We start from the raw sequence: 21998 nt of genomic DNA, 5'->3' as shown, positions 1-21998 counted from the left end.
GCTAGCTTCCGGATTCCATTGATATCTGAATTCCGGGAGAATCCATGGCTTTACGGCGTGCGCTGGTGGTCGGGTGCGGCGGCACGCTCGGCTTCGCCTGGACGGTCGCCGCGCTCACCGCCGTGGAAGAGCGGTTGGACTGGGACGCGCGTGCCGCCGACGTGTTGGTGGGGACGTCCGCCGGAGCCGAAGTCGTGTCCGCTCTCGGCTCCGGGCGGTCCGTCTCCGATCTGCTGGCGGCAGTGCGGGGAGATACCGGCGCGGACCCGGTGCTGCTCGGACACGTCCACGCCCACCCTGGTGCGCTGCCTCCCGTGCCGTGGCCCGGGCTCCCGGGGGCCGGGCTGGTGGCGGCTGCCGTGCGCGGCCGGGTATCGCCGGGTTCGGGGCTGGTGGGCCTGCTGCCGCGCGGCCGGGGTGATGCTGAGTGGCTGCACCGATTCGGTGCCGCGCTGGCCGAGGGCCGCCCGTGGCCGGACTCCAGGCGCACGTGGCTGGTCGCGGCCGACACCCGCACGGGCCGACGGGTCGCGTTCGGGGCGCCGGGAGCTCCGGCCACGGATCTGGGCAGCGCGATCGCCGCGTCCTGGGCGATCCCGGGCTGGTTCCCGCCGGTACGGATCGACGGGCGGACCTACCTCGACGGCGGGGCGGTGTCCCCGACCTCGGCGGACCTCCTCGTACCTCTCGGACTGGACGAGGTGGTGATCGTCGCCCCCATGTCGACCTCCGGGGGCGCGCCCGCCACCGGCCTGAGCCGCCTCGAACGGATCCTGCGCCGCTGGATGACCCGGACCGTCGACGCAGAGGAAAGCCTCCTGCGCGCGGCGGGCTGCCGCGTCGTCCGGATCGAGCCCGGTGTGGAGGAACTGGCCGTCATGGGGGCCAACTTCATGGACCCGAGGCGGCGTGCGGCCACCCTCGAGGTCTCCCTGCGCACCGCATCCGACCGCGTCGAGCGAGCCATCGACAGGAGCATCGCGGCATGAGCACCCACTTCGAGGTCATCGTCGTAGGCGCCGGCATCTCCGGGGTCGGCGCCGGAGCCAGGCTCCGCGGCGCCGGGATCCGGGACTTCCTGATCATCGAGGCGGCCGACGACTTCGGTGGCACGTGGCGGGCCAACACCTATCCCGGCTGCCAGTGCGACGTACCGTCCCGCCTCTACAGCTACTCCTTCGCTCCGAACCCGGACTGGACGCGGGTGTACGCGCACCAGCCGGAGATCCTCTCGTACGTGCGGCGGGTCGCCGACACGTACCGGCTGCGCGAACACACCCGGTTCGGGGTGCGTCTGACCGGAGCGCGATGGCAGCCCGGCCCGGCACGCTGGCTCGTCCGCACCGACGCCGGTGAGTTCACCGCCCGGTTCCTGATCGCCGGCGCCGGCCCGTGGAACGAGCCTCTCGTCCCGGACATCCCCGGCCTCGACGGTTTCCCCGGCGAGGTGTTCCACTCCGCGCGCTGGAACCACGACTACGACCTGCGCGGCAAGCGGGTCGCGGTGCTCGGCACCGGTGCCTCGGCCGTGCAGTTCGTCCCGGCGATCGCCCCGGACGTCGCCCGGCTCCATCTGTTCCAGCGCACCGCCCAGTGGGTGCTGCCCAAGCTGGACCATCACATACCGAAGGCCGAACGGTGGGCCATGCGCCACCTGCCGGGCGCGCGAGGTGCGGTGGCGGGGCTGGAGTACCGGGCCATGGAGACGCTCGGACGCGGATTCCGGCGCCCCGGGCTGATGCGCGGCGTCCAGGCCATCGCACGGGCCCACCTGCGAGCCACGGTGCGTGACGCCGAACTGCGCCGCAGGCTGACCCCCGACTACACCATCGGCTGCAAGCGCATCCTCTTCTCCAACCACTACTACCCGGCGCTGAACCGCCCGAATGTCGCCGTGCACGCCGCCGCGGTGCACGCCGTCGAAGGCAACACCGTGCGCGGCGCCGACGGCAGCGCCGCCGAGGTGGACGCGGTCGTCCTCGGCACCGGCTTCCGCATCCTCGACACGCCGCTCGCCGGCCTGATCCGTGACGGGGCCGGCCGCTCGCTCGCCGACCACTGGCAGGGCTCCCCCGAGGCGTACCTCGGCACCGTCGTCGCGGGTTTCCCCAACGCCTTCATGCTCCTCGGCCCCGGCCTGGGCACCGGCCACTCGTCGGCGTTCGCCATCCTGGAGGCACAGCTCGAGCTCGTCCTGGGCGCCATCAAGGCCGCACGGGAGGGGGGTTGGGCGGCGCTGGAGGTGCGCGCCGACGTTCAGGCCTCGTACAACGCCCGGCTGCAGGCGGCGCTGGCCGGCACCGTCTACAACTCCGGTGGATGCCGGAGCTATTACCTCGACTCCAATGGCCGCAACAGCTTCAGCTGGCCCTGGTCCACCGGGCGGCTCCGCACCGACGTCGGTCGTTTTGAACCGGAGGACTTCACCGCGTCCCCCTCGGAAGGCCGGCGGGGGTAGAGAGCCGTCGCCGGACGTCACACGGGCCTGGGCGGTCCGGCGCGGCATCAGCCCTCGGTCAGTCGAAGAATTCAAGCGGCCGGCGGTCCGTGAATCGGCCCCGTGCCGTGGCCGTGGGACAGGGCCGGCCTGTGGCCCCGTTGGCGTGGGAGATGATCTCCGCGGTGATCGAGACGGCTGTCTCCTCGGGCGTGCGGGCGACGAGGTCGAGCCCGATCGGTGAGCGCGGCCCGGTCAGTCGCGCCTCGGGCACACCGGCCTCGAGCACAGGAGGCGCAGCCGTTCGTCGTGGGTGCGCCGGGGTCCCATCGCGCCGATGTAACCGACGGGCAGGTCGAGCGCCAGGCGCAGCAGGGGATGTCGAACTCGGTGGCGTGGGTGAAGACGCAGACGGCGGTGCGGGCCCTCCCTGAACGGCTGCCGATGGCTGCCCTGTCGGAAGCGGACCGGCCCCCAGGATTTGACCCGCCGCTCCTCGGTCCTGCCTGTGTCCCACCGGGGCGGCCATCGCTTAGGTTAGGCTTAGCTAAAGAGCGACACGTCCTCCCTTGGCCCGGGCCCGCCCGGCCCCGCCGTGAAACGGAGTGTCCGCGTGACCGTGACAGCCCCCCGAGAAGGGGACCCGTCCGCCCCGGCACTTCTCCCGCCCGAAGAACTGCGGGGCGGGGTCGTCGTCGTCAAGTTCGGCGGCAACGCCATGGTGGACGCGCATCTTCAACGGACCTTCGCCCGGGACGTCGTGAAGCTGTGGCACGCGGGGCTGCGGCCGGTCGTCGTGCACGGTGGTGGGCCGCAGATCAGCGCGATGCTGGACCGGCTCGGCCTGGAGAGCCGCTTCGAGGCGGGGCTGCGGGTGACCACTCCGGAGACCATGGATGTGGTGCGCATGGTGCTGACGGGTCGCGTACAGCGAGAGCTGGTCGGTCACATCAACACCCACGGTCCCTTCGCCGTCGGCCTGACCGGGGAGGACGCGCACACGATGACCGCCGAGCGGCGTCCGGCCCGGGTGGACGGGCGGGCGGTGGACATCGGTCTCGTCGGGGACGTGGTGGACGTCAACCCTGCCATGGTGCGCGCCCTGTTGGAGCGGGACCACATCCCCGTCGTCTCCCCCGTCGCACGCGGCGCCGACGGGCAGGTCTACAACGTGAACGCCGATCTCGCGGCGGCGGCCCTCGCCGTGGCTCTCGACGCGGAGCGCCTGGTGATGCTGACCGACGTGGAGGGGCTGTACGCGGATTGGCCGCACAGCACCGAGGTGATCGGGCGTCTGACCGCCCGCGCCCTGGAGGAGCTGCTGCCCGAGCTGGCCAGTGGGATGCTGCCGAAGATGGAGGGCTGTCTGCGGGCCGTCCGCGGCGGGGTGCGCAAGGCGCATGTGGTGGACGGGCGCGTGCCGCACGCGGTGCTGCGCAGTGTGCTCGCCGGGACCAGCCCCGGCACCACCGTGGTTCCCGACGCCGTCACCACGTCCTGACCAGGACGCGTGCCCCGCGCCGCGGGTCCAGGGACTCCGCCCAGGGCCTTGGCGCACGGTGCGCGGTCGTGGGCGTGAAGCCGTGGCGGAGGAACAGTCCGGCGCCTCCGGTGGTCGCCGTGAACAGGGCGTCGAGCGACCGGGCGCGTGCCGTGGCGAGCACCGCGCGTAACAGCCCGGTGCCCGCTCCGCTCCCCTGCCGGTACGCGGTCACGCAGAAGTTATAGACGACGCCCGCGCGTTCGCGGTCCTCCCCCGGGTCCGCGGGGTAGGCGCGCAGACCCACGCAGCCGTCGAGAGTGCCGTCGGGGGCCTGGAGCACCAGGAAGTCGGCCGCGTGGGCGGCGTAGAGGGAAACGGGGCGTTCGCGCAGTGCGCCCGAGCGCACGAAGGGCCGGGACAGGGCCGCGAGGGCGGCGGCCTCCTCGGGGCGGGCGGTCCGCACAGTGGGCGTCGGTGCGGCAAGGGCGTGCGGGAGCACGGCAGGGCGCGGCGTAGCCGTGGTCAAGGAGTTCCTTCCCTGGAGTGTCGGACCGGAGATCAGTCGCGCGGACGGGCCGGGCGGCCTTCCACGTACGTCTCCACCACCTCGATGTCACCGATGCGCGAGGGGTCGACGCGCCGGGGGTCGTCGGCGAGGACGACCAGGTCGGCGTGTTTGCCCGGGGTGAGGCTGCCGAGGCGGTCCTCCCAGTGGCAGGCTCGGGCGCCGGCCATGGTGTAGGCGTGCAGGGCCTGGTCGACGGTGACGGCCTCGTCCGGGCCGATGAGCTGCCCGGATGAGGAGGCGCGTTCGACCATGAACTGGACGGCGCGCAGGGGGGATCCGTCGGCGACCGGCCGGTCGGAGCTGCCCACGAGCGGGATGCCGTGGTCGAGGAACGCCTTCCCCCGGTACATCCAGGGTGCCCGTTCCTCGCCCATGATCGAGGCGTAGTCGTCGCCGAAGAAGCGCAGGAAGCCGGGCTGGACGACCGCGCTGAGGCCCAGTCGCGCGAAGCGCGGGAGCTGTTCGGGCCGGATCAGGCCGGCGTGTTCGATGCGGTGGCGGGCCTCGGGGCGCGGTCGCAGCCGCTGGGCGCGTTCGATCGCGTCCAGCGCGACGTCGGCGGCGCGGTCACCGATCGCGTGCACGGCGAGCTGCCAGCCGGCGAGGTGCCCGTCCACGATCAGGTTCGTGAGGGCCTCCGGATCGTCCTGCAACTGCCCGGCGTGGCTCAGCCCCTCGTAGGGACTGGTCAGTGCGGCCGTGCGGGCCATCATGCCGCCGTCGGTCCACACCTTCAGCGCGCCCACGGAGAGCCGGTCGTCGCCGAACCCGGTGCGCAGGCCGAGGCCGAGGGCGCGCGGGATGCCGTCGGTCCGGTGCGCGGCGACCGGGCGCAGCAGGTCCGCCGACACCATGAGCTGTACTCGCAGTGGCGACAGGTCCTTGTCCCGGGCGAGTTGATAAGCACCCAGTTCGACCGGGCTGTGGCCGAAAAGGGTGCCGCCGATACCCGCTTCGGCGCAGGCGGTGACGCCCTCGGCGAGGCAGGTGCGGGCCGCGCGGCCGATCGCCTCGGCCAAGTCCTCCTGGGAGTGCGGCAGGCGCAGGGCTCGGGCGGCGCCCATCGCCTGCTCGGCGAGGAAGCCGTTCTCGTGCGGGGTGCCGGCGGGGAGCAGGTCGAGGACGGCGGTGTTGACGACGCAGCCGTGCCCGGAGTCGTGCAGCAGGTAGAGCTTGCGTCCGTCGCTGACCTTGTCGAGGTCGGCGGCGGTCAGATGACGGCCCAGGACCCGCTGGTCGTAACCGGCGATGCTCACCCAGTCGCCGGGTGCCCGGGTGCGGGCGACCGCCTCGGCCACGACCGCGAGCACGTCGTCGACGCGGGTGCGGCCGGCGATGCTCGGGGTGTTCTGCTTGAACCCGGTCCAGGCGAGGTGGACATGGGCGTCGATGAACCCCGGCAGCACCGTGGCGCCCTGCAGGTCGACGACCTCCCGGGCGGGCAGGGAGGTCACCGCCTCGTCGAGCCCCACGATCCGGCCCTGCCAGATGCCCAGGTCATGCGCGACCGGACGGTCCGGATCCATGGTGAGGAAACGGGCGTTGGTCAGCCTGGTGCACAGCATCGGCGGATCAGGCGTCCTGGGCCGCGGCGAGGGACGTGGGGCGCAGGTCCGTCCAGTGGGTCTCGACGTACTCCAGGCAGGCCTCGCGGGTGTTCTCGGCGAAGGCGATCGTCCATCCTCCGGGCACCTCGGCGAAGGACGGCCAGAGGGAGTGCTGCCCCTCGTCGTTCACCAGGACCAGGAAACGGCCTTCGTTGTCGTCGAAGGGGTTGGTGCTCATGCGCGCTGCCTCCTCGGAGGGTCAAGATTAGGTTAGGCTCGCCTAATTGACGGAGCTTAGCCTTTGGCCCTTCCCTCTCACAAGGAGACGTTCATGCGCGTGGCGGCGGCCGACGGTCAGGACGCGTTCGCCGGGTTCGGACTGCCGGGCGCGCCCGGCAGTGCCGCGTTCTGGGCCGCTGCGGGGGCGCCGTCATCGGTGCCCGCCGAGGGCGGCGGTTGGGTGACCCTGTTCTTGTGGCGCGGGTCCTCGCCGGTGACCATCGAGTTCGAGAGCTGGTCGGAGCCGGTTGCCCTGCGCCGCTGGCAGGACACCGACTGCTGGTACGCCGAGGTGCGGATGCCCGCGCGGCTGCGGGTGACGTATCGGTTCGTGGCGGGGGACGTTTCCCATGCCGACCCCTTCAATCCGGCCGGAGCGGGCGGCGAACGGTCCATCGCCGCGACGCCGGACGCCCCGGAGCAGCCGCACTGGCCCGTCGTCGGGGCCGATGCGGTGCTGCCCGTACCGCATGCGCGGGTCCGCTGGGCGAGTGAACGCCTGGGCGGGCGTCGTACGGTGCGGCTTCATGCGGCGGGGGGCGGTGGGCCGGTGGTACTGCTGCTCGACGGGGACGACTGGCTGTATCTGCATCCGGCCGTGACCGCCTTCGACTCGGCTGTGGCGGCGGGTGAGATGCCGCCGGTCACGCTGGTCTTTCTGCCGGCCAAGGACCGGGTGGCCGAGTTCGCTTGCCGGCCCGAGCTGTGGGAGGCCGTGCGGGACGAACTGCTGCCGCTGGTGGCGGAGTCGGAGGTACCCGCCGACCTGGAGCGGCTGGTGGTGGCCGGACAGAGTCTCGGGGGGCTCAGTGCGGTGTGGGCGGCGCTGGAGTTTCCGGAGCTGGTGTCGCGGGTGGCGTGTCAGTCGGGGTCGTTCTGGTGGACGCCGGGTTCCCTGCGGGCGGCTGATCCGTTGGGGGGTCCGGTGGGGGGTGCGATCGCCGAGCGGGTGCGGGCGGGGGTTGATCTGTCGGGGCTGCGGGTCGCGTTCGATGTCGGGGAGCATGAGGATCGGATGCTGCCCCACTGTGAGGTGACCGAGAGTCTGGTGGAGCGGGCCGGGGCGACCGTGCGGGTGTCCCGGTCCGCGTCGGGGCATGACCGGGCTGGGTGGCGTCATGCGCTGCTCAGGGATGTCGGCTGGGCCCTCGGGTCGTAGTCGAGTGCGGGGAGGTGGGGGCTGGTCGCGCCCCGCGGCGGAGCCGCAAGTCGATGCAGCCCCGCGCCCCTGACAAAGAACGTCAGCGTGCCACTGCCGAGCAGTAGGCCTGGTCTCTGGCCAGCAGGTTGCGGTGGCTGTCCTCGGCCGTGATGGATCCGGCGTCCAGGACCAGGACGCGGTCCGCGGCGTCCAGGAACGCCGGGCTGCTGGTGATCACGATCGTCGTGCGGCCCCGGCGCAGCTTCGCCACGTTGCGGGCGACGAGTTGTTCGGTGACCGCGTCCACCGCCGTCGTCGGATCGTGCAGGACGAGGACGTCGGTGTCGGCGGCCAGCGCACGGGCCAGGGACAGGCGTTGGCGCTGGCCGCCGGAGAGGTTGGCACCCCGGTCGCGGACGCCGTAGTCGAGGCCCTCGCGGTGCAGGGCCACGACATCGGTCAGCATGGAGGCCTCGACGGCGTCGGGGACGGTCCGGCTGGTGCCCGACGGGTCGATGTTGGTGCGCAGCGTGCCCGCGAAGATCTCCCCGTCGTACGGGTTGACCAGCAGGTGCTCACGGACCGCCTCGACGGAGAGGCCGGCCAGTTCCCGGCCGCCGATCCGTACCGTCCCCTCGTACGCCGTGGGCGGGACCCGCACGGCCAGGACCGCCGCGAGGTCGGCCGCCGCGCGCGCCTGGTAGGGGGCGATGGCGACGAACTCGCCAGCCTTGACCTGGAACTTCAGCCCGGTCAGGGTCCCGTGGCGGACGCAGTCGATCTCGAGGTCGCCGCCCGGTGAGGGGCGTGCGGATCCCGGCGTCATGACCGGCGGGGCCGCCAGCACCAGCGCCATGCGCTCGGCCGACGCGCGCGCGATCATCACGTACTTGGGCATCTCCGAGAACAGCTTGAGCGGTTCCATGATGAACTGCGCGAGCCCCACCGCCATGACGAGCTCACCGATGGTGATGCGGTCCTCGAACGCCAGCCAGCCGGCCGTCAGGGTGACGGCGCCGGCGAGGACCGCGTTGAGGGCCAGCGCGGTGCCCGCGTAGGCGCCGTTCACCTTGGCGACGGTGATCGCCTGGTGCTTCGCCTCGGTGCTGACCTTCCGGTAGGACCGGAACGCCGCGTGGTTGCCGCCGAAGCCGTGCAGCGGGCGCAGGCCGGTGATCAGGTCGGCGACCTTCGCTCCCGCCCGCGCCACCCGGGCCTGCTGCTCCTGGGTGCTGCTGCCGATCCGCTTGGACATCACGCTGAGGACGGACAGGATCGCGACGGTGCCCGCGATCACCAGCAGGCCGAGCCTGACGTCGGCGAGGCCCAGCGCGACCGCCGCGACCAGCACCGCGACCAGTGAGCTGATGAGCAGCGGCACCACCTCGATGATGTCGGCGGTCTGGTCGGCGTCCTCGGTGGCGATGGTCAGCACCTCGCCGGACTTGAGGTCGACGTCCCGGGCCACGGGCTGCAGGCCGCAGGCAGCGACCTTCACCCGCCAGCGGTGCGCCTCGGTCGTGTTGGCCTTCTGCAGGATCCGCATGCCGAACCGCCACGACAGCGAGACGGTCGTGATGATCACGGCCAGCGCGCCGATCGACAGGGTGAGCGCCTGGAGGCTGCGATCGTCGCGCATCGTGTGCTCGACGATCAGGCCGAGTGCGATGGGGAAGGCGGTCTCACCGGCCTGGTAGAGGCCCATGAGGAGGGTGCCCCAGGCCATGGCGCCGATGTTGCGGCGCAGGGCGGTGCGGAGGATGGCGGCCCCGTGGCGGGGCGGCTGCGTGTCAGTTGTCATCGAGGTGTCGGGCAATCGCTTCCGGGGTGCGCAGGGTGAACAGATCGCGGATGGTGATCACGGGACCGTACTCGCGGCGGAGCAGCCCGATGAGCCGTACCGCCAGCATGGAGTGTCCTCCCAGGGACACGAAGTCGCTCACCGCGCTCACCTCGTCGTCGTCCAGGTCCAGTGCCTCGGCGAAGTACTCGCACACCACGGTCTCGGTCTCGGTCCGCGGGGCCCGCTCCCCCGCCGTGGTCAGCGCGCCCAGCGGCTTGGCCTCGGGCAGTGCCTTGGTGTCGGCCTTTCCGTTCACCGTCAGCGGGATGGCGTCGACCTGCGCGTAGTGCGTGGGTCGCAGGAAGTCCGGCAGTCCGGCGCCCACTTCGGCGGCGACGGCTCCGAGCTCGGCGCCCTCCAGCACCAGGTAGGCGGCCAGCCGGTGGGCGCCGTCGACCTGGGGGTCGGGCTGTGCGACCGCGGCGACGAACCGCACCGCCGGGTGCGCGGCGAACACGGCCTCCACCTCCCCGAGTTCGACCCGGTGACCGCGGATCTTGACCTGCTGGTCGGTGCGGCCGAGGTACATCAGGTTGCCGTCCGGTCGGCGGACCACCAGGTCGCCGGTGCGGTACATACGCTCCCCGGGCTCGCCGAACGGGCAGGCGACGAAGCGGTGCGCGGTCTGGGCGGGCTGTCCGAGGTAGCCGCGCGCGATGCCGATGCCCGAGACGTACAGCTCGCCGGGCACCCCGTCCGGCAGCGGCCGCAGCCAGGGGTCCAGGACGTACACGTCCGTGTTGTCGATGGCGACGCCCACCACCGGGTCCTGGCAGTCGAAGGTGCCGACGCCGAGGGTGTTGATGGTGTACTCGGTGGGCCCGTACAGGTTGTAGCCGACCGTGCCCTCGGTCTCGGCGAGCCGCTGCCACAGGGTGGGGGTGACGGCCTCGCCGCCCAGCAGCACCAGCGCGGGCCGCCGTGCCGGGTCATCCAGCAGGCCCTCGGCCACCAGCTGCTGCGCATAGGTCGGGGTCACGTTGACGACGTCGATCCCGTGCTCCAGGCAGTACTCCACCAGCCGGGGCGCGTCCCGCCGCAACTCCTCGTCGCAGATGTGCACTTCATGGCCGTCGGCGAGCCACAGCAGCTCCTCCCACGACATGTCGAAGGCGAACGACACGGTGTGGGCGATCCGGAAGGTCCGGTGGCCGTGCTCGGCCAGCACCGGCTCGAAGATGCGGCGCTGATGGTTGATCAGCATGTTGGTGAGACCGGCGTACTCGGTCACCACGCCCTTGGGCCTCCCGGTGGATCCGGAGGTGTAGATCGTGTACGCGGGGTGGCGCAGGCGGTCGGGGTCGTCCGGCGCGAACGTCACGAACGGCTCGGCCCGGGGAAGGGGCCGGTCCAGTTCGATCAGGTCGCCGGTCAGCCGGGGCGAGACCGCGCTCACGGTGAGGATCACGTCCGGGCGGGCGTCGTCGACGATGGCGGCGATCCGCTCGTCCGGGTGGTCCAGCTCCAGCGGCACGTACGCGGCGCCGACCCGCAGGACGGCGAACAGCGCCGCGACCCAGTCGAGGGAGCGCGGGATCGCCAGGCCCACGGTCGTCTCCGGTCCGATGCCGCGCCCGGCGAGCACACCCGCCACGGCCCTGCTGCGGTCGCGGAGTTCGGCGAACGTCATCGTCGAGCCGTGGGCGACGAGCGCCACGCGCTGCGGGTCGCGGTCCGCCGCCTGGTCGAACCGGTCGACGACGGTGTCCGTGCCGACGTCGGTGCGTGCGGCCGGTACGGGCACCGTGCCCGGTCCCGGCAGCGCGCCGACCGGTCCGGCCGCCCTGGACAGGTCCCGGAGCACGCTCAGGTAGTCGTCGAGGAGACGGCGGGCGTTGCCGGTGTCGCCGTCGCGGTACTCCAGCTTGACGGTCAGCCGGTCGCCAGGCGTGACGACCCAGGTGAACGGATAGTGGGTGGAGTCGTCGGCCTTCACCGACGTGATGCCGTGCCGGGCGTTCATCTCGGCGAAGGCGTCCATGTCCAGGAAGTTCTGGAGCACGAACAGGTTGTCGAACAGGGTGTCGTGGCCGCTGGCCCGCTGGATCTCGCCGAGACCGAGGTGCTCGTGCTCCATCGCCTCGACCCGGGCGGTCTGGACGGCCGAGAGGTAGGCGCGGACGGTGTCGTCCGGGCGGGCCCGGGTCCACATCGGCACGGTGTTGAGCAGCACGCCCACGATGCCGGAGCGCCCCTCGCCCTCGCGGCCGGAGACGGTCACGCCGAACACGGCGTCGGCGCGGCCGGTGTGCGCGCCGAGCAGCAGACCGAACGCGCCGGTCAGCACCGAGTTCAGGGTGACTCCGTGCACCCGGGCCGCCTCCCGCACCAGGTCGGACTGTTCGGCGGACAGCGTGTGCACGAGGGCCTTCGGCAGGTCGTCCGAGAAGGCCGGTGCGGGCCCGGCGAGCAGGGTGGGGCCGGGCAGGGCGGCCAGCTGGTCCGCCCAGAAGCGTTCCGCCACGGCGGAGTCCTGGGCGGCGAGCGCCCGGGCGTACTCCTCGAAGCTCGGCGTGGCGGGTGCGGTGTCGAGCGGCTCACCGGCGAGCACGGCACGGTAGGCGTCGAAGAGGTCGCGCAGGACGATCTCGCGGGACCAGCCGTCCCACAGCAGCAGGTGGTAGCTGAGCAGCAGGCCGTCCCGGTTTCCGGGCAGGCGCACGACGGTCAGCCGGATCAGGGGCGGCTCGCCCGGGTCGAACCCGGTGTCGCGGTCCCGGGCGCGCAGGGCGTCGACCTCCGCGTCCGTCGCCAGATCGACCGTACGGACGTCGACGCGCCGGCCCGCCTTGAGGACCTGTACCGGGTTGCCGTCGTCGTCGGTGGTGAAACCGGCGCCGACGACCGGGTGCCGCGCGATCACGTGCGCCATCGCCTCGGCCAGCGCGCCGGTGCCCAGGCGCCGGTCGAAGGTGAACCAGTTCTGTGCGACGTAGTGTCCGGCCGAGCCCGCCAGCTGGGCCTGGAAGAACAGGCCGCGCTGGAGCGGGGTGACCGGGGCGGTGCGCTCGGCCTTAGTCGCGGCGTCCGCGAGGTGTTGCAGGGCGCTGCGCCAGTGCTCGGTGATCTCGTCGGGGACGCCCTCGGCGAGGACGAACTCGGCGAGCAGGCCTCCGGTGGCCTCGTCGGTCCACGCGTTGACCTCGACGGCGTACGGGCTGTCCTGGTCGCCGCCCGTGAGGCGCAGCGCCCGGGACTCGCTGCCGCGGCCGAGGTAGTTGAACAGCACCTGCGGGCGGGCGGTGAGCAGCGGGGCCGTCTGCGGGTTGAGGTACCTGAGCAGGCCGTAGGCGACGTGCCCGTCCTCGTCCGGCTGACGTTCGACGACCTCGCGCGCGGCGGCGACCGGGTCGGTGTGCGGGGTGAGCCGTACGGGAGCGATGGAGGTGAACCAGCCGACGGTACGGGTGTAGTCGTGCTCTTCGCGGGCCGGGACCCTGCCGTGCCGCTCCAGGTCGATGGCGAGGTCGGTGGGCGACGGCTGGATCCTGGTCAGCGCGGTGCGCAGGGCGCCGCAGAGCAACTCGGTGAGACCGACGCCGAGTGCGGCGGGCGCGGTGCGGGTGAGGCGGTCGCTCACGTCGGGGGCGAGTACGACCGTCGTCGCGCGCAAGTGGCCCGGGGCGGGCAGCAGTTCGGGGGCCTGGAGTGTGGTGACCCAGCGGCCGAGGTCGTCGACGGCCTCCGCCGACCGGAGCGTCATGGCTTCGGCGTACTCGGCGTACGAGGTCGTCGGCGGGGCGAGGGGCTCGCTGCGCAGGGCCGCCGCCAGGTCGTCCAGCAGGATCAGCCAGGAGACCGAGTCGACGGCGAGGTGGTGGACGGTGACGACGAGGGTCCTGCTCGCCTCCAGCCATGTGAACGCGACGACCTCACCGGACTCCGGGTCGAGCCGTCCGGCGGCCTCGTTCGCCACGGCTGTCGCGTCGGTGGTGTCCGGGCGGGCGACGGTGATCTCGCGGGCGGGGTCGGTGCGGAGGGTCCACACACCGTGTTCGGTACCCAGCCTCAGCCGGAGGGCGGGGTGAGCGGCGACCACGGCGTTCGCGGCGCGCACGGCGTCCGTGAAACCGGTGCCCTCGGGGGCATTGAGTGTCCTGGCCTGGGCGAAGCGGGTGAGGGAGCCGCCGAGTTCGCGTTGGCGGAGGATGATCGGGGTGGGGGGCAGTGGGCCGTCTTCGCGGTGGGTGGTCTCCGGAGCGGTCCGGGGGGTGTTCGTTTCCAGGTGTGCGGCCAGGGCGCGGGGGGTCTTGAGCAGGAAGACGTCCCTCGGGGTGAGGGGCAGGCCCAGGGTCCGGGCCCTGTTGACGACCGTGATGGCGATGATGCTGTCGCCTCCGGCGCGGAAGAAGTCGGTGTCGGCGGTCACTTCCGTGTCGGGCAGTGTCCCAGTGAAGATCTCCACGAGCGCGGCAAGCGCTGAGTGTTCGCCTGCGGGTGCGTTGTGGCTTGTCGCGCAGTTCCCCGCGCCCCTGACGGGGCGCTCCACCAGAGCCTTTCGATCGAGCTTGCCGTTGATCGTCAGCGGTAGGGCCTCGATCGTCAGCACCCTGCCCGGGATCATGTGGACGGGCAGCCTGGCCGACAGACGGGCGGTCAGGTCGGCCGGCGGGCCGCCCACCACGTGCGCCACCAGATGATCGCCGGTGTCCGCCACCGTCACGGCCACGTCGGTCACGCCGTCGACGGCCCTGATCGCCGACTCGACCTCACCCAACTCGATGCGGAACCCCTTCAGTTGCACCTGGTCGTCGGCGCGGCCGGTGAAGACCAGCTCGCCGTCGAGGGTGCGGATCGCGAGGTCGCCCGTGTGGTACATGCGGGAGCCGTCGGCCGCGAACGGGTCGGCCACGAAGCGGCCCGCGGTGAGGCCGGGCCTGCCCAGGTAGCCGAGTGACACCTGGTCGCCGGCGACGTAGATGGCGCCCTCGCGGCCCGGCGGCACCGGGCGGAGCCGGTCGTCGAGGAGGTGGGTGACCAGGCCGGGGATCGGGCCGCCGATGGGGCTGGCGTCGTCTCCGGGGGCGAAGTCCTCGCCGGTGAGCGTCCGGTGGGTGACGTGGACCGTGGTCTCGGTGATGCCGTACATGTTGACCAGCTCGGGGGCCGCCGTGCCGTGCCGGTCGACCCAGCCGCGCAACCGCCCGAGGTCCAGCGCCTCGCCCCCGAAGATGATGCGGCGCAGTGCGGGCAGCGGTGCACCGGCCAGCCGGTCGGCCTCGATGAACTGGTAGAACGCCGACGGGGTCTGGTTGAGGACGGTGACGCCGCGCTCGCGGACCAGCCGGTGGAAGTCCACCGGGGAGCGCGTCAGGCCGTACTCGGGCACCAGCAGCTCACCCCCGTGGGCCAGCGCGCCCCACAGCTCCCAGACCGCGAAGTCGAAGGAGAAGGAGTGGAACTGGACCCAGACGTCGTCGGGGCCGAAGCCCATGACGGGCCGGGTGTGGGCGAGCAGGGTCACCACGCTGGAGTGCGGGACGACGACACCCTTGGGACGGCCGGTCGAGCCGGAGGTGTAGATCACATAGGCGGGGGTGTGCCAGCCGGGCTCGGGGCCGGGCTCCGTGAGGGCGGCCAGCAGCTCTTCGCCCTGCACCAGCACGCGCGCGGGCACCCCCGCCCGGGCCAGGAGTCGCGTGAAGCGGTCGCGCTGGTCGCGGTCCACGAGGACGACCTGGGGGGCCGCGTCGGCGAGGACGTACTCCAGCCGTTCATCCGGGTACGCCAGGTCCAGCGGGACGTACGCACCGCCCGCTCCGACGATCGCGACCAGGGCGACGACCTGTTCCAGGGAGCGCGGGACGGCCACGGCGACCCGTCGGCCCGGGCCGACGCCCGCCGCGCGCAGAGTGGAGGCCAGGTCGTTCTTGGCGTCGGACAGTTCGCCGTAGGTCAGGGAACGGGTGGTGCCGTCGAGGCCGCACTGGGTGACGGCGGTGGCTGCCGGGTCGCGGCGGGCGGCGGTGTCGAACAGTGCGCCCAGGGTGGTCGGGGTGATCGGCGCGGGACGCCGTTCGCCCTGCGGAGTCAGATCGTCGATCCGGGCGTCCGGGCGGGTGAGCAGGGCGCTCAGGGTCCGGGTGAAGGTGTGCAGGATCCCCCGGGCGGTCGGCCCGCCCAGCAGGTCGCCGTCGTGGATGAGGTTGAAGCGGGGGCGGCCGTCGAGGGTGCGCTCGACCACGAGGGTGAGCGGATAGTGCGGGGCGCCCTCGTTGACGAGATCGGTGATGGTCAGCGTGTCGCCGGGGCGCCGCAGCGAGGTCACGTCGGTGGCCACGTCGAACACGACGAGCGTGTCGAAGAGGGAGCCGGAGCCGGCCTGGCGGCCGATGCGTGCCAGGGAGACGTGCTGGTGCGGCAGGACGGCGCTCTGGTGGTCGCGTACGGCGGTGAGCAGGTCGGCGGCGGTGGTCTCGGGGGCCCAACGGGCTCGTACGGGGATGGTGTTGATGAACAGGCCCACCATGTCCCCGATGCCGGGCACGTCGGCGTCGCGGCCGGAGACCGTGGAGCCGAACACGACGTCCCGGCCCTGGAGGATGCCGCCCAGGGTGACGGCCCAGGCGCTGTGCACGGCGACGCTCAGCGGCACGCCGGCCTCGCGGACGGCGGCGTCGAGGTCGCCCTCGGGTTCCACGGCGGTGTCGGCGAACCGGTCGGAGGGCGTGTGGCCTTCGGCGATCAGCGAGGGGCCGGGCAGTCCGGCGAGTTCCTCGCACCAGACGCGGTCGCTCTCGTCGGCGTCGCGTCCGGCGAGCCAGTGCACGTAGTCGGCGAAGCCCCCGAGGGGGTGGACGGTGCCCGGCGCGTGGTACTCGGCGAGCAGGGCGCGCAGCATGGGCGGCACCGACCAGCCGTCGGCGATGATGTGGTGCACGGTCTGCACCAGGACGTTGCGGCCGGAGCCGGCGCGGATGAGCGTGTACCGCATGAGAGGGCCGGTGGCCAGGTCGAAGCCGGTGCGGCGGTCCCGTTCGGCGAGGTCGTGTATCTCCTCGGTGGTGATGCCGGGGCGGTCCAGCGTGGTGAAGGGCGCCTCGACTCCGCTCTCCAGCACGGAGACCACGCGGCCGTCGGTGAGGGCCGTGAAGCGGGCGGCCAGGTTCGGGAAGAGGGTGAGCAGCCGGGTGGCCGCCGTCGCGAGCCGGTCGGCGTCCACCTCGCCGTCCAGCGTGATCAGTTGCTGTTCGACGTAGGCACCCGCGGACTCGTCGTCGAAGACCGAGTGGAAGTAGAGGCCTTCCTGGAGCGGGGTCAGCGGGAGGATGTCCCGCAGCGCAGGGCCGTCCAGAGTGTCGACGTCGGCCTGGGTGAGCGGTACGAGGGGGAAGTCGCTGGGCGAGTGACCGCCCTGGTCGAGTGCGGCGAGTCCGGTCAGGGCCGTGCGGAAGTAGCCGGCGAGTGCCGTGATGTCGGCATCGGTGAACAGACCGTCGGGCCAGGAGATGGTGGTGACCAGCTCGTACGCGCCGGACGCGGCGGGTTCGGCGATCGCGTTGAACTCCAGGGCCCGGGGCAGGCGCATCCGCGGGTCGCGCTTCTCACCCAGCTGGCCGGTGGTGCCGGCGAGCTGCCAGTCGCCCGGCGCGCCGGCGGCGAAGCGGCCGAGGTAGTTGAAGAGCACCTGGGGTGCGGGGGCGTCGAACTCGCTGTGGGCGAGATAACGCAGGGCGCCGTAGGAGATGCCGTTGTCCGGTACCCGGGCGAGGTCCTCCTTGACCGCCTTGAGGGCGGCGGTCAGGTACGCGGGGGCGGTGAGGTCGGATGCCGTGCCGGGGTCGACGGTGACCGGGAAGAGGGTGGTGAACCAGCCCACCGTCCTGGACAGTTCCGGTTCGAAGCCGGCGGAGCCCGCCACGAACTGCCCTTCGCGGCCGTGGCCTTCGAGCTCGATGTGGGCGAAGGTCTGGTCCTGGCCCAGGTCGCGGCGCCACCGGGCGAGGGCGACGGCGAGGGCGGTGAGGAGCACGTCGTTGACGCCGGCGTGGAACGTCGCGGGGACCTCGCCCAGCAGCGCGGCCGTGACCTCGGGGCCGACGGTGACGGTCCGCAGGCGTTCTCCGGCGACGGTGTCCGTCTCGGACAGCGCGCGGTGGGCCAGCGGCTGGTCCTCGCCCGGCAGGGGGCGCCGGTAGGCGGAACTGTCGGCGTCGAACGCGGCACGTTCCAGCAGCTGGGTCCAGCGCCGGAACGAGGTGCCCGCCGGGGGCAGTTCGACGGGCTCACCCGAGCTGTACTGCCGCCAGGCGGTGGCCAGGTCCTCCATCAGGATGCGCCAGGAGACGCCGTCGACGACCACGTGGTGGGCGACGAGGACGAGTTGGCGTGCCTCGGGGCGCCAGACGGCCCGGAGCATCACGCCGTTCGCCGGGTCCAGTCCGGCTGTGGCGAGGGCGATGCACTCGTCGAGTGGTCGGTCGCTGCGCTGCCGGCCGGGCTCGGCCCGGTCCGCCTCGGGGATGTCGAAGCTCCAGCGGCTGCCGCGCACCAGCCTGGCGCGGAGCATGTCGTGCCGGGCGAGGAGGGCGGTGAGGATCGTGTCGAGGCCGTCGGCGGTCAGGTCCGCGGGGGTGTTCAGGACGACCGACTGGACGAAGCCGTCGACGGCGTCCGTGGTTTCCCCGAGCCATTGCACGATGGGTGAGCCGACGACGGTGCCGGTGGCGACATCGGCGTGGTCCACGGCGGCGACGTCCTCGCGACTCGCGACCGCGGCCAGCGCGCCCACCGTGCCGTGGGTGAAGATCTGCCGTGCCGTGACGTGCAGGCCCTGCTCGCGCAGTGCGCTCAGCAGGGAGATCGCGAGGATGCTGTCGCCGCCGAGCTGGAAGAAGTCCTGGTCGACGCCGACCTCTTCGAGGCGCAGCACCTCCGCGACCGCGGCACACACCGCCCGCTCGTCGTCGGTGGTGGGGCGGGCGAGTGCACGCGTCCCGGGCGTGGGCTCGGGCAGCGCGTTCCGGTCGAGCTTGCCGTTGGCGGTGAGCGGGAACTCCTCCATCACCACGATGTGGGCGGGCACCATGTACTCGACCATGTGCGCCGCGGCCCACACCTTCACCTCGTCCGCGCCCAGGTCCTCGGCGCCGGCGGCGGGTATGACGTAGCCGACGAGGTAGGTGCCCCCGGCCGTGTTCTTCTTCGCGACGACGCAGGTGTGCCGGACCCTGGGGTGCTCGGCGAGGCCGGCCTCGACGTCCTCGATCTCCAGCCGCATGCCGCGGATCTTGATCTGGTTGTCGGCGCGGCCGAGGAAGTCCAGCGATCCGTCGGGGGCGAAGCGGGCGAGGTCGCCGGTGCGGTAGAGGCGGGAGCCGTCGTTCGCGAAGGGGTTGGCGACGAAGCGTGAGGCGGTCAGGCCGGGCGCGCCCGCGTAGCCGCGGCCCAGGAGGAAGCCGCCGACGTAGAGTTCGCCGCCGACGCCGACCGGGACCGGGCGCAGTTCGTCGTCCAGGACGTAGAGCTGGGTGTTGGGGTTGGCCTTGCCGATGGACGTCGACAGGCGTTCCGCGGCGCCCCGGTAGATGACGTGGGAGACGCCGATGGTGGTCTCCGCGGGGCCGTAGCCGTGGTACATGGGGATGTTGTCGAGCTTGGTGCGGAAGCGCTCGTACAGCTCGGGGGTGAGGACCTCCCCGCCGCACCACACGTGCCGCAGGCTGTCCAGGCGGCCGGAGTCGCCTGCCATCTCCAGCAGCACGTCCAGCATGGACGACACCAAGTAGGTGAAGGTGACGCGCTGTTCGGCGATGACGCTCAGCAGGTGGTGCGGGTCGCGTTCGCCGCCGGGCCGCAGGACGACGAGCCGTCCGCCGGAGACCAGCGGCAGGAAGATCTCGTTGATGGAGATGTCGAAGGACAGCGGCGCCTTGAACAGCGAGGCGTCGTCGTGGCCGAAGCCGAGGATCTCGTTCACCTGCCACAGCAGGCGCTCGCTGATCGCCTCGTGCCGGATCATCGCGCCCTTGGGCCGCCCGGTCGAACCGGACGTGAAGATCACATAGGCCAGCGCGTCACCGAGGACGGTGGTGTCGGGCCCCTGCACCGGGTACGAGCCGTACCGCCAGTCGCCCAGGTCGACGGCCACGGCGTCCGGTTCGGCCGGGTCGTACTCGCCGGAGGCGTTGAGCTGGACGACGACCCGGGCGTCCTCGATGACCACGGCCCGGCGCGCGGCGGGCCACTGCGGATCGAGCGGTACGAAGGCGCAGCCGGCCTGGAGCACGGCGAGCAGCCCGACGACCATGTCGGCGGAGCGGGTCAGCGAGATGCCGACGACCTGTTCGGATCCGAGTCCGCGGGCGAGCAGATGATGGGCCAACTGGGCCGCGTGTTCGGCTGCTTGGCGGTAGGTCAGCGAGCGGTGCTCGTCGACGATCGCCACGGCGTCCGGTCGTGCGCTCGCCTGCCGGTGGAACATCTCCACGATGGTGGGGCGGTCCCGGTCGGCCCGGTTGTCGTTCCACTGGGACAGCACCCGGAGTCGGGCCTCCACGCTGGACGGGCCGATGGTGCCCAGCGGCCGGTCCGGGAAGTCGGCCAGGTCGTCCAGCGCGAGCTGCGCGTCCTCGGGGGCGACGCCCTCGGGGACGGTGATGCCGCGGCCGTCCGGGGCGACGCCCCAACCGCCGGACGCTGTACCGCCGTTGTCGACCCAGCCGAGGACGTCGGCGAAGAGCGTGCCGGGCGTGAGGTCGATGCCCTCCGGGCTGGAGCCCGTCGCCCAGTACGACAGGCCGATGGCACAGGCCTCGGTGATGGTCCGGTCCGGGTAGTCGCCGATCCGCCGGCGCACATCGGCCAGGCGCGAGGGGGAAAGCAGTACGAGACGAGCGCGCGGTTCCATCATCGAAGACTCAGCGTCCCTTCCAGAATGTGGAGTTAGGCTAACCTAAATAAGGGTTACCTAACTACCCTCTCGCCAGGCCCGCCACAGTCGTGCGTACCGGCCGCCCAGAGCCACCAGTTCCTCGTGCGTCCCCTGCTCCACGACACGTCCCGCCTCGAGTACGGCGATCCGGTCCGCGGCCATCGCCTGGGTCAGCCGGTGCGCCACGAACAGCGTGGTGCGGCCCGCGCAGGCGGCCCGTACGGCCCGCTCCAGCTCGGCGGCGCCCTCGCTGCCCGCCTCCGCGGTCGACTCGTCGAGCACCACCACCGGCGCCCTCCCCAGCACCAGCCGCGCCAGGGCGACCTGGGCGACCTCGGTGACGTCCAGGCGCTCACCGCCCTCGCCGACCGGGGTGTCCAGCCCGTCGGGAAGCGCGGCGACCCAGCCCTCGGCACCGACCGTGCGCAACGCGTCCAACAGCTCCCCGTCGCTCGCCCCCGGCGCGGACAGCCGCAGGTCGTCGGCGAGCGGGCCGGAGAAGACGTGCGTCTCCTGCGTCAGGATGCTGACCAGGGCCCGCGCCCCGGCCTCGTCCAGGTCGGCCAGATCGGTCGTCCCGATACGAACCGACCCGGACTGCGGGGTGCCGATCCCGGCGATCAGCGCGGCCAGAGTCGTCTTGCCCGCGCCGGTGGCGCCCACCAGGGCGAGGGAACTCCCGGCGGGAATGGCGAGGTTCACGTCCCGCAGCACCGGCTCCTCCGAACCGGGGTAGCGGAACGTCAGCCCCTCGACCGTCACCGGATACGCGCCGGCCCGGGCCGCCGTGACGGACTCGTCGCCGACCAGCCGCTCCTGGGCGGACTCCCCCAGCACCCCGACCAGGCGGGTCAGGCTCGCGCCCGACTTCTGTGCCTCGTCGAAGGTGAACATGATGGCGCCGAGCGGGGTGAACAGCCGGTGGAACAGCAGCGGAGCGGCAGACACCTCGCCCAGGGTGGCCGCGTCGGCCTCCAGCAGGGCGTACCCCACCACGAGGATCAGGACCAGACCGATGAACTCGGCGCGGTTCTCCCTGCCGACGAACCGGCCGAAGAACCGGAACACCTCGATACCGAGCTCGCGCACCCGCCACGACTCGGTGGTGACCTTCTCGCGGAAGGCACCCTCCAGGCGGTAGGCCCGGACCGTGTCGATGCCGTTCAGACCGCTGATGAACGCCTGGGCGCGGTCGGCCTGGGCAACGCGCTGCTTCTGGTAGAGCGGGGCGGACCGCGGCAGGTACCAGCGCAGCGCCAGCGCGTAGGCGGGCAGTGCGCCCGCGCCGGCCAGGCCGAGCCGCCAGTCGAGCCCGAACATGCCGAGGGTCGCGATGACGACCAGCACTCCCGCCGAGAACACCGTGGGGACGGCCGTGCGGATGCCCTTGGAGATGACGGCCACGTCGTCCCCGACCCGGCTGAGCACGTCACCCCGGCCGACCTGCTCGACGCGTGCGCTCGGCATGCCGAGCACCGCCCGGACGGCACCTTCGCGCAGCCGGGCGAGCAGATCCGCGCCGAGCCGTCCGATCAGGTACGTGGACACCCCGGTGGCCGCCGCCCCGAGCAGCGCGGCGGCGCCGATCAGCACCCCGATCGTGACCAGGACCGAACGGTCCTCGCCCCCGACGACCCCGTCGACCACCCGGCCGAGCAGGAGCACCGGGAGCACCTGGAGCGCCGCCCCCGCGACCGTGGTGAGCACGGTCGCGAGCGTCAGCCCGGGCATCGCGCGGCAGTGCTCCGCGACCCAGCGGGCGGCCTCGCGTCCGGTCGTCGTGCGCAGGGCCGCCGGGGCGACGCGCGTGTCGGTGGTGCTCACGTC

The 21998-nt window shown here is 72.5% G+C and carries 10 protein-coding genes and 1 pseudogene; 4 read left to right on the top strand and 7 right to left on the bottom strand.

All coding sequences use genetic code 11. The features are described from left to right. The first annotated feature begins 44 nt into the window (after positions 1-44). Together ABTX60_RS24825 and ABTX60_RS24820 are read left to right on the top strand one after the other, a co-directional pair. Positions 45-989, top strand: coding sequence for a patatin-like phospholipase family protein (locus tag ABTX60_RS24825; RefSeq protein ID WP_352099205.1), 945 nt, complete (start codon positions 45-47; stop codon positions 987-989). Beyond that, positions 986-2458 (top strand): flavin-containing monooxygenase, encoded by a 1473-nt coding sequence (locus ABTX60_RS24820; protein WP_352099204.1) that lies wholly within the window; start codon positions 986-988, stop codon positions 2456-2458. Before ABTX60_RS24825 ends, ABTX60_RS24820 begins: the two co-directional genes overlap by 4 nt. A gap of 58 nt (positions 2459-2516) precedes the next feature. Here the strand turns inward: ABTX60_RS24820 and ABTX60_RS24815 are convergent. After that, positions 2517-2862: pseudogene (locus ABTX60_RS24815) on the bottom strand (XdhC family protein); the annotation flags it as partial. Positions 2863-3056: 194 nt separating this feature from the next. On the opposite strand from ABTX60_RS24815, the gene argB reads away from it, so the two are divergent. After that, a complete protein-coding gene (gene argB / locus ABTX60_RS24810) occupies positions 3057-3938 on the top strand; it encodes an acetylglutamate kinase (RefSeq protein ID WP_502992386.1) in 882 nt (293 codons plus the stop codon). On the opposite strand, the gene ABTX60_RS24805 is transcribed toward argB, so the two are convergent. From ABTX60_RS24805 to ABTX60_RS24795, 3 genes are read right to left on the bottom strand one after another with little or no spacing between them, the layout of a single operon-like run. After that, entirely contained in the window at positions 3925-4446 is a 522-nt protein-coding gene (locus ABTX60_RS24805; protein WP_352099203.1) for a GNAT family N-acetyltransferase, read from the bottom strand. The genes argB and ABTX60_RS24805 overlap by 14 nt on opposite strands. A 32-nt stretch (positions 4447-4478) precedes the next feature. Beyond that, positions 4479-6053 (bottom strand): amidohydrolase, encoded by a 1575-nt coding sequence (locus ABTX60_RS24800; RefSeq protein ID WP_352099202.1) that lies wholly within the window; start codon positions 6051-6053, stop codon positions 4479-4481. A 7-nt stretch (positions 6054-6060) separates the two neighbouring features. Continuing rightward, positions 6061-6273, bottom strand: coding sequence for an MbtH family protein (locus ABTX60_RS24795; RefSeq protein WP_352099201.1), 213 nt, complete (start codon positions 6271-6273; stop codon positions 6061-6063). 93 nt (positions 6274-6366) lie between these two features. Here ABTX60_RS24795 and ABTX60_RS24790 point away from each other — a divergent pair, with 93 nt between their 5' ends. Beyond that, positions 6367-7473 (top strand): alpha/beta hydrolase-fold protein, encoded by a 1107-nt coding sequence (locus tag ABTX60_RS24790; protein ID WP_352099200.1) that lies wholly within the window; start codon positions 6367-6369, stop codon positions 7471-7473. 82 nt (positions 7474-7555) lie between these two features. On the opposite strand, the gene ABTX60_RS24785 is transcribed toward ABTX60_RS24790, so the two are convergent. Genes ABTX60_RS24785 through ABTX60_RS24775 form a run of 3 tightly spaced genes read right to left on the bottom strand, consistent with a single transcriptional unit; the run spans position 7556 to position 21995 of the window. Continuing rightward, positions 7556-9256: an ABC transporter ATP-binding protein gene (locus ABTX60_RS24785; protein WP_352099199.1), complete on the bottom strand. Its 1701-nt coding sequence runs from the start codon at positions 9254-9256 to the stop codon at positions 7556-7558. Next, the gene (locus ABTX60_RS24780; protein WP_352099198.1) at positions 9246-20150 is read right to left on the bottom strand and encodes a non-ribosomal peptide synthetase; all 10905 of its coding nucleotides are present in this window, start codon (positions 20148-20150) and stop codon (positions 9246-9248) included. Before ABTX60_RS24780 ends, ABTX60_RS24785 begins: the two co-directional genes overlap by 11 nt. Before the next feature lie 57 nt (positions 20151-20207). Further along, positions 20208-21995 carry an ABC transporter ATP-binding protein gene (locus tag ABTX60_RS24775; RefSeq protein WP_352099197.1) on the bottom strand — a complete coding sequence of 596 codons (1788 nt, stop codon included), beginning with the start codon at positions 21993-21995 and terminating at the stop codon, positions 20208-20210. Between the last annotated feature and the right edge of the window lie 3 nt (positions 21996-21998).

It is taken from the genome of Streptomyces sp. NPDC126510 (assembly GCF_040302345.1).
In the GTDB taxonomy this organism is placed as follows: domain Bacteria; phylum Actinomycetota; class Actinomycetes; order Streptomycetales; family Streptomycetaceae; genus Streptomyces.
This window is presented reverse-complemented; position numbering and strand designations above follow the sequence as displayed.

Excerpts from the sequence above, each read along its gene's own strand:
- ABTX60_RS24825 (WP_352099205.1), top strand. The coding sequence starts at position 45 with ATGGCTTTACGGCGTGCGCTGGTGGTCGGGTGCGGCGGCACGCTCGGC.
- ABTX60_RS24820 (WP_352099204.1), top strand. The coding sequence starts at position 986 with ATGAGCACCCACTTCGAGGTCATCGTCGTAGGCGCCGGCATCTCCGGG.
- ABTX60_RS24800 (WP_352099202.1), bottom strand. The coding sequence starts at position 6,053 with ATGCTGTGCACCAGGCTGACCAACGCCCGTTTCCTCACCATGGATCCG.
- ABTX60_RS24795 (WP_352099201.1), bottom strand. The coding sequence starts at position 6,273 with ATGAGCACCAACCCCTTCGACGACAACGAAGGCCGTTTCCTGGTCCTG.
- ABTX60_RS24790 (WP_352099200.1), top strand. The coding sequence starts at position 6,367 with ATGCGCGTGGCGGCGGCCGACGGTCAGGACGCGTTCGCCGGGTTCGGA.
- ABTX60_RS24785 (WP_352099199.1), bottom strand. The coding sequence starts at position 9,256 with ATGACAACTGACACGCAGCCGCCCCGCCACGGGGCCGCCATCCTCCGC.
- ABTX60_RS24780 (WP_352099198.1), bottom strand. The coding sequence starts at position 20,150 with ATGATGGAACCGCGCGCTCGTCTCGTACTGCTTTCCCCCTCGCGCCTG.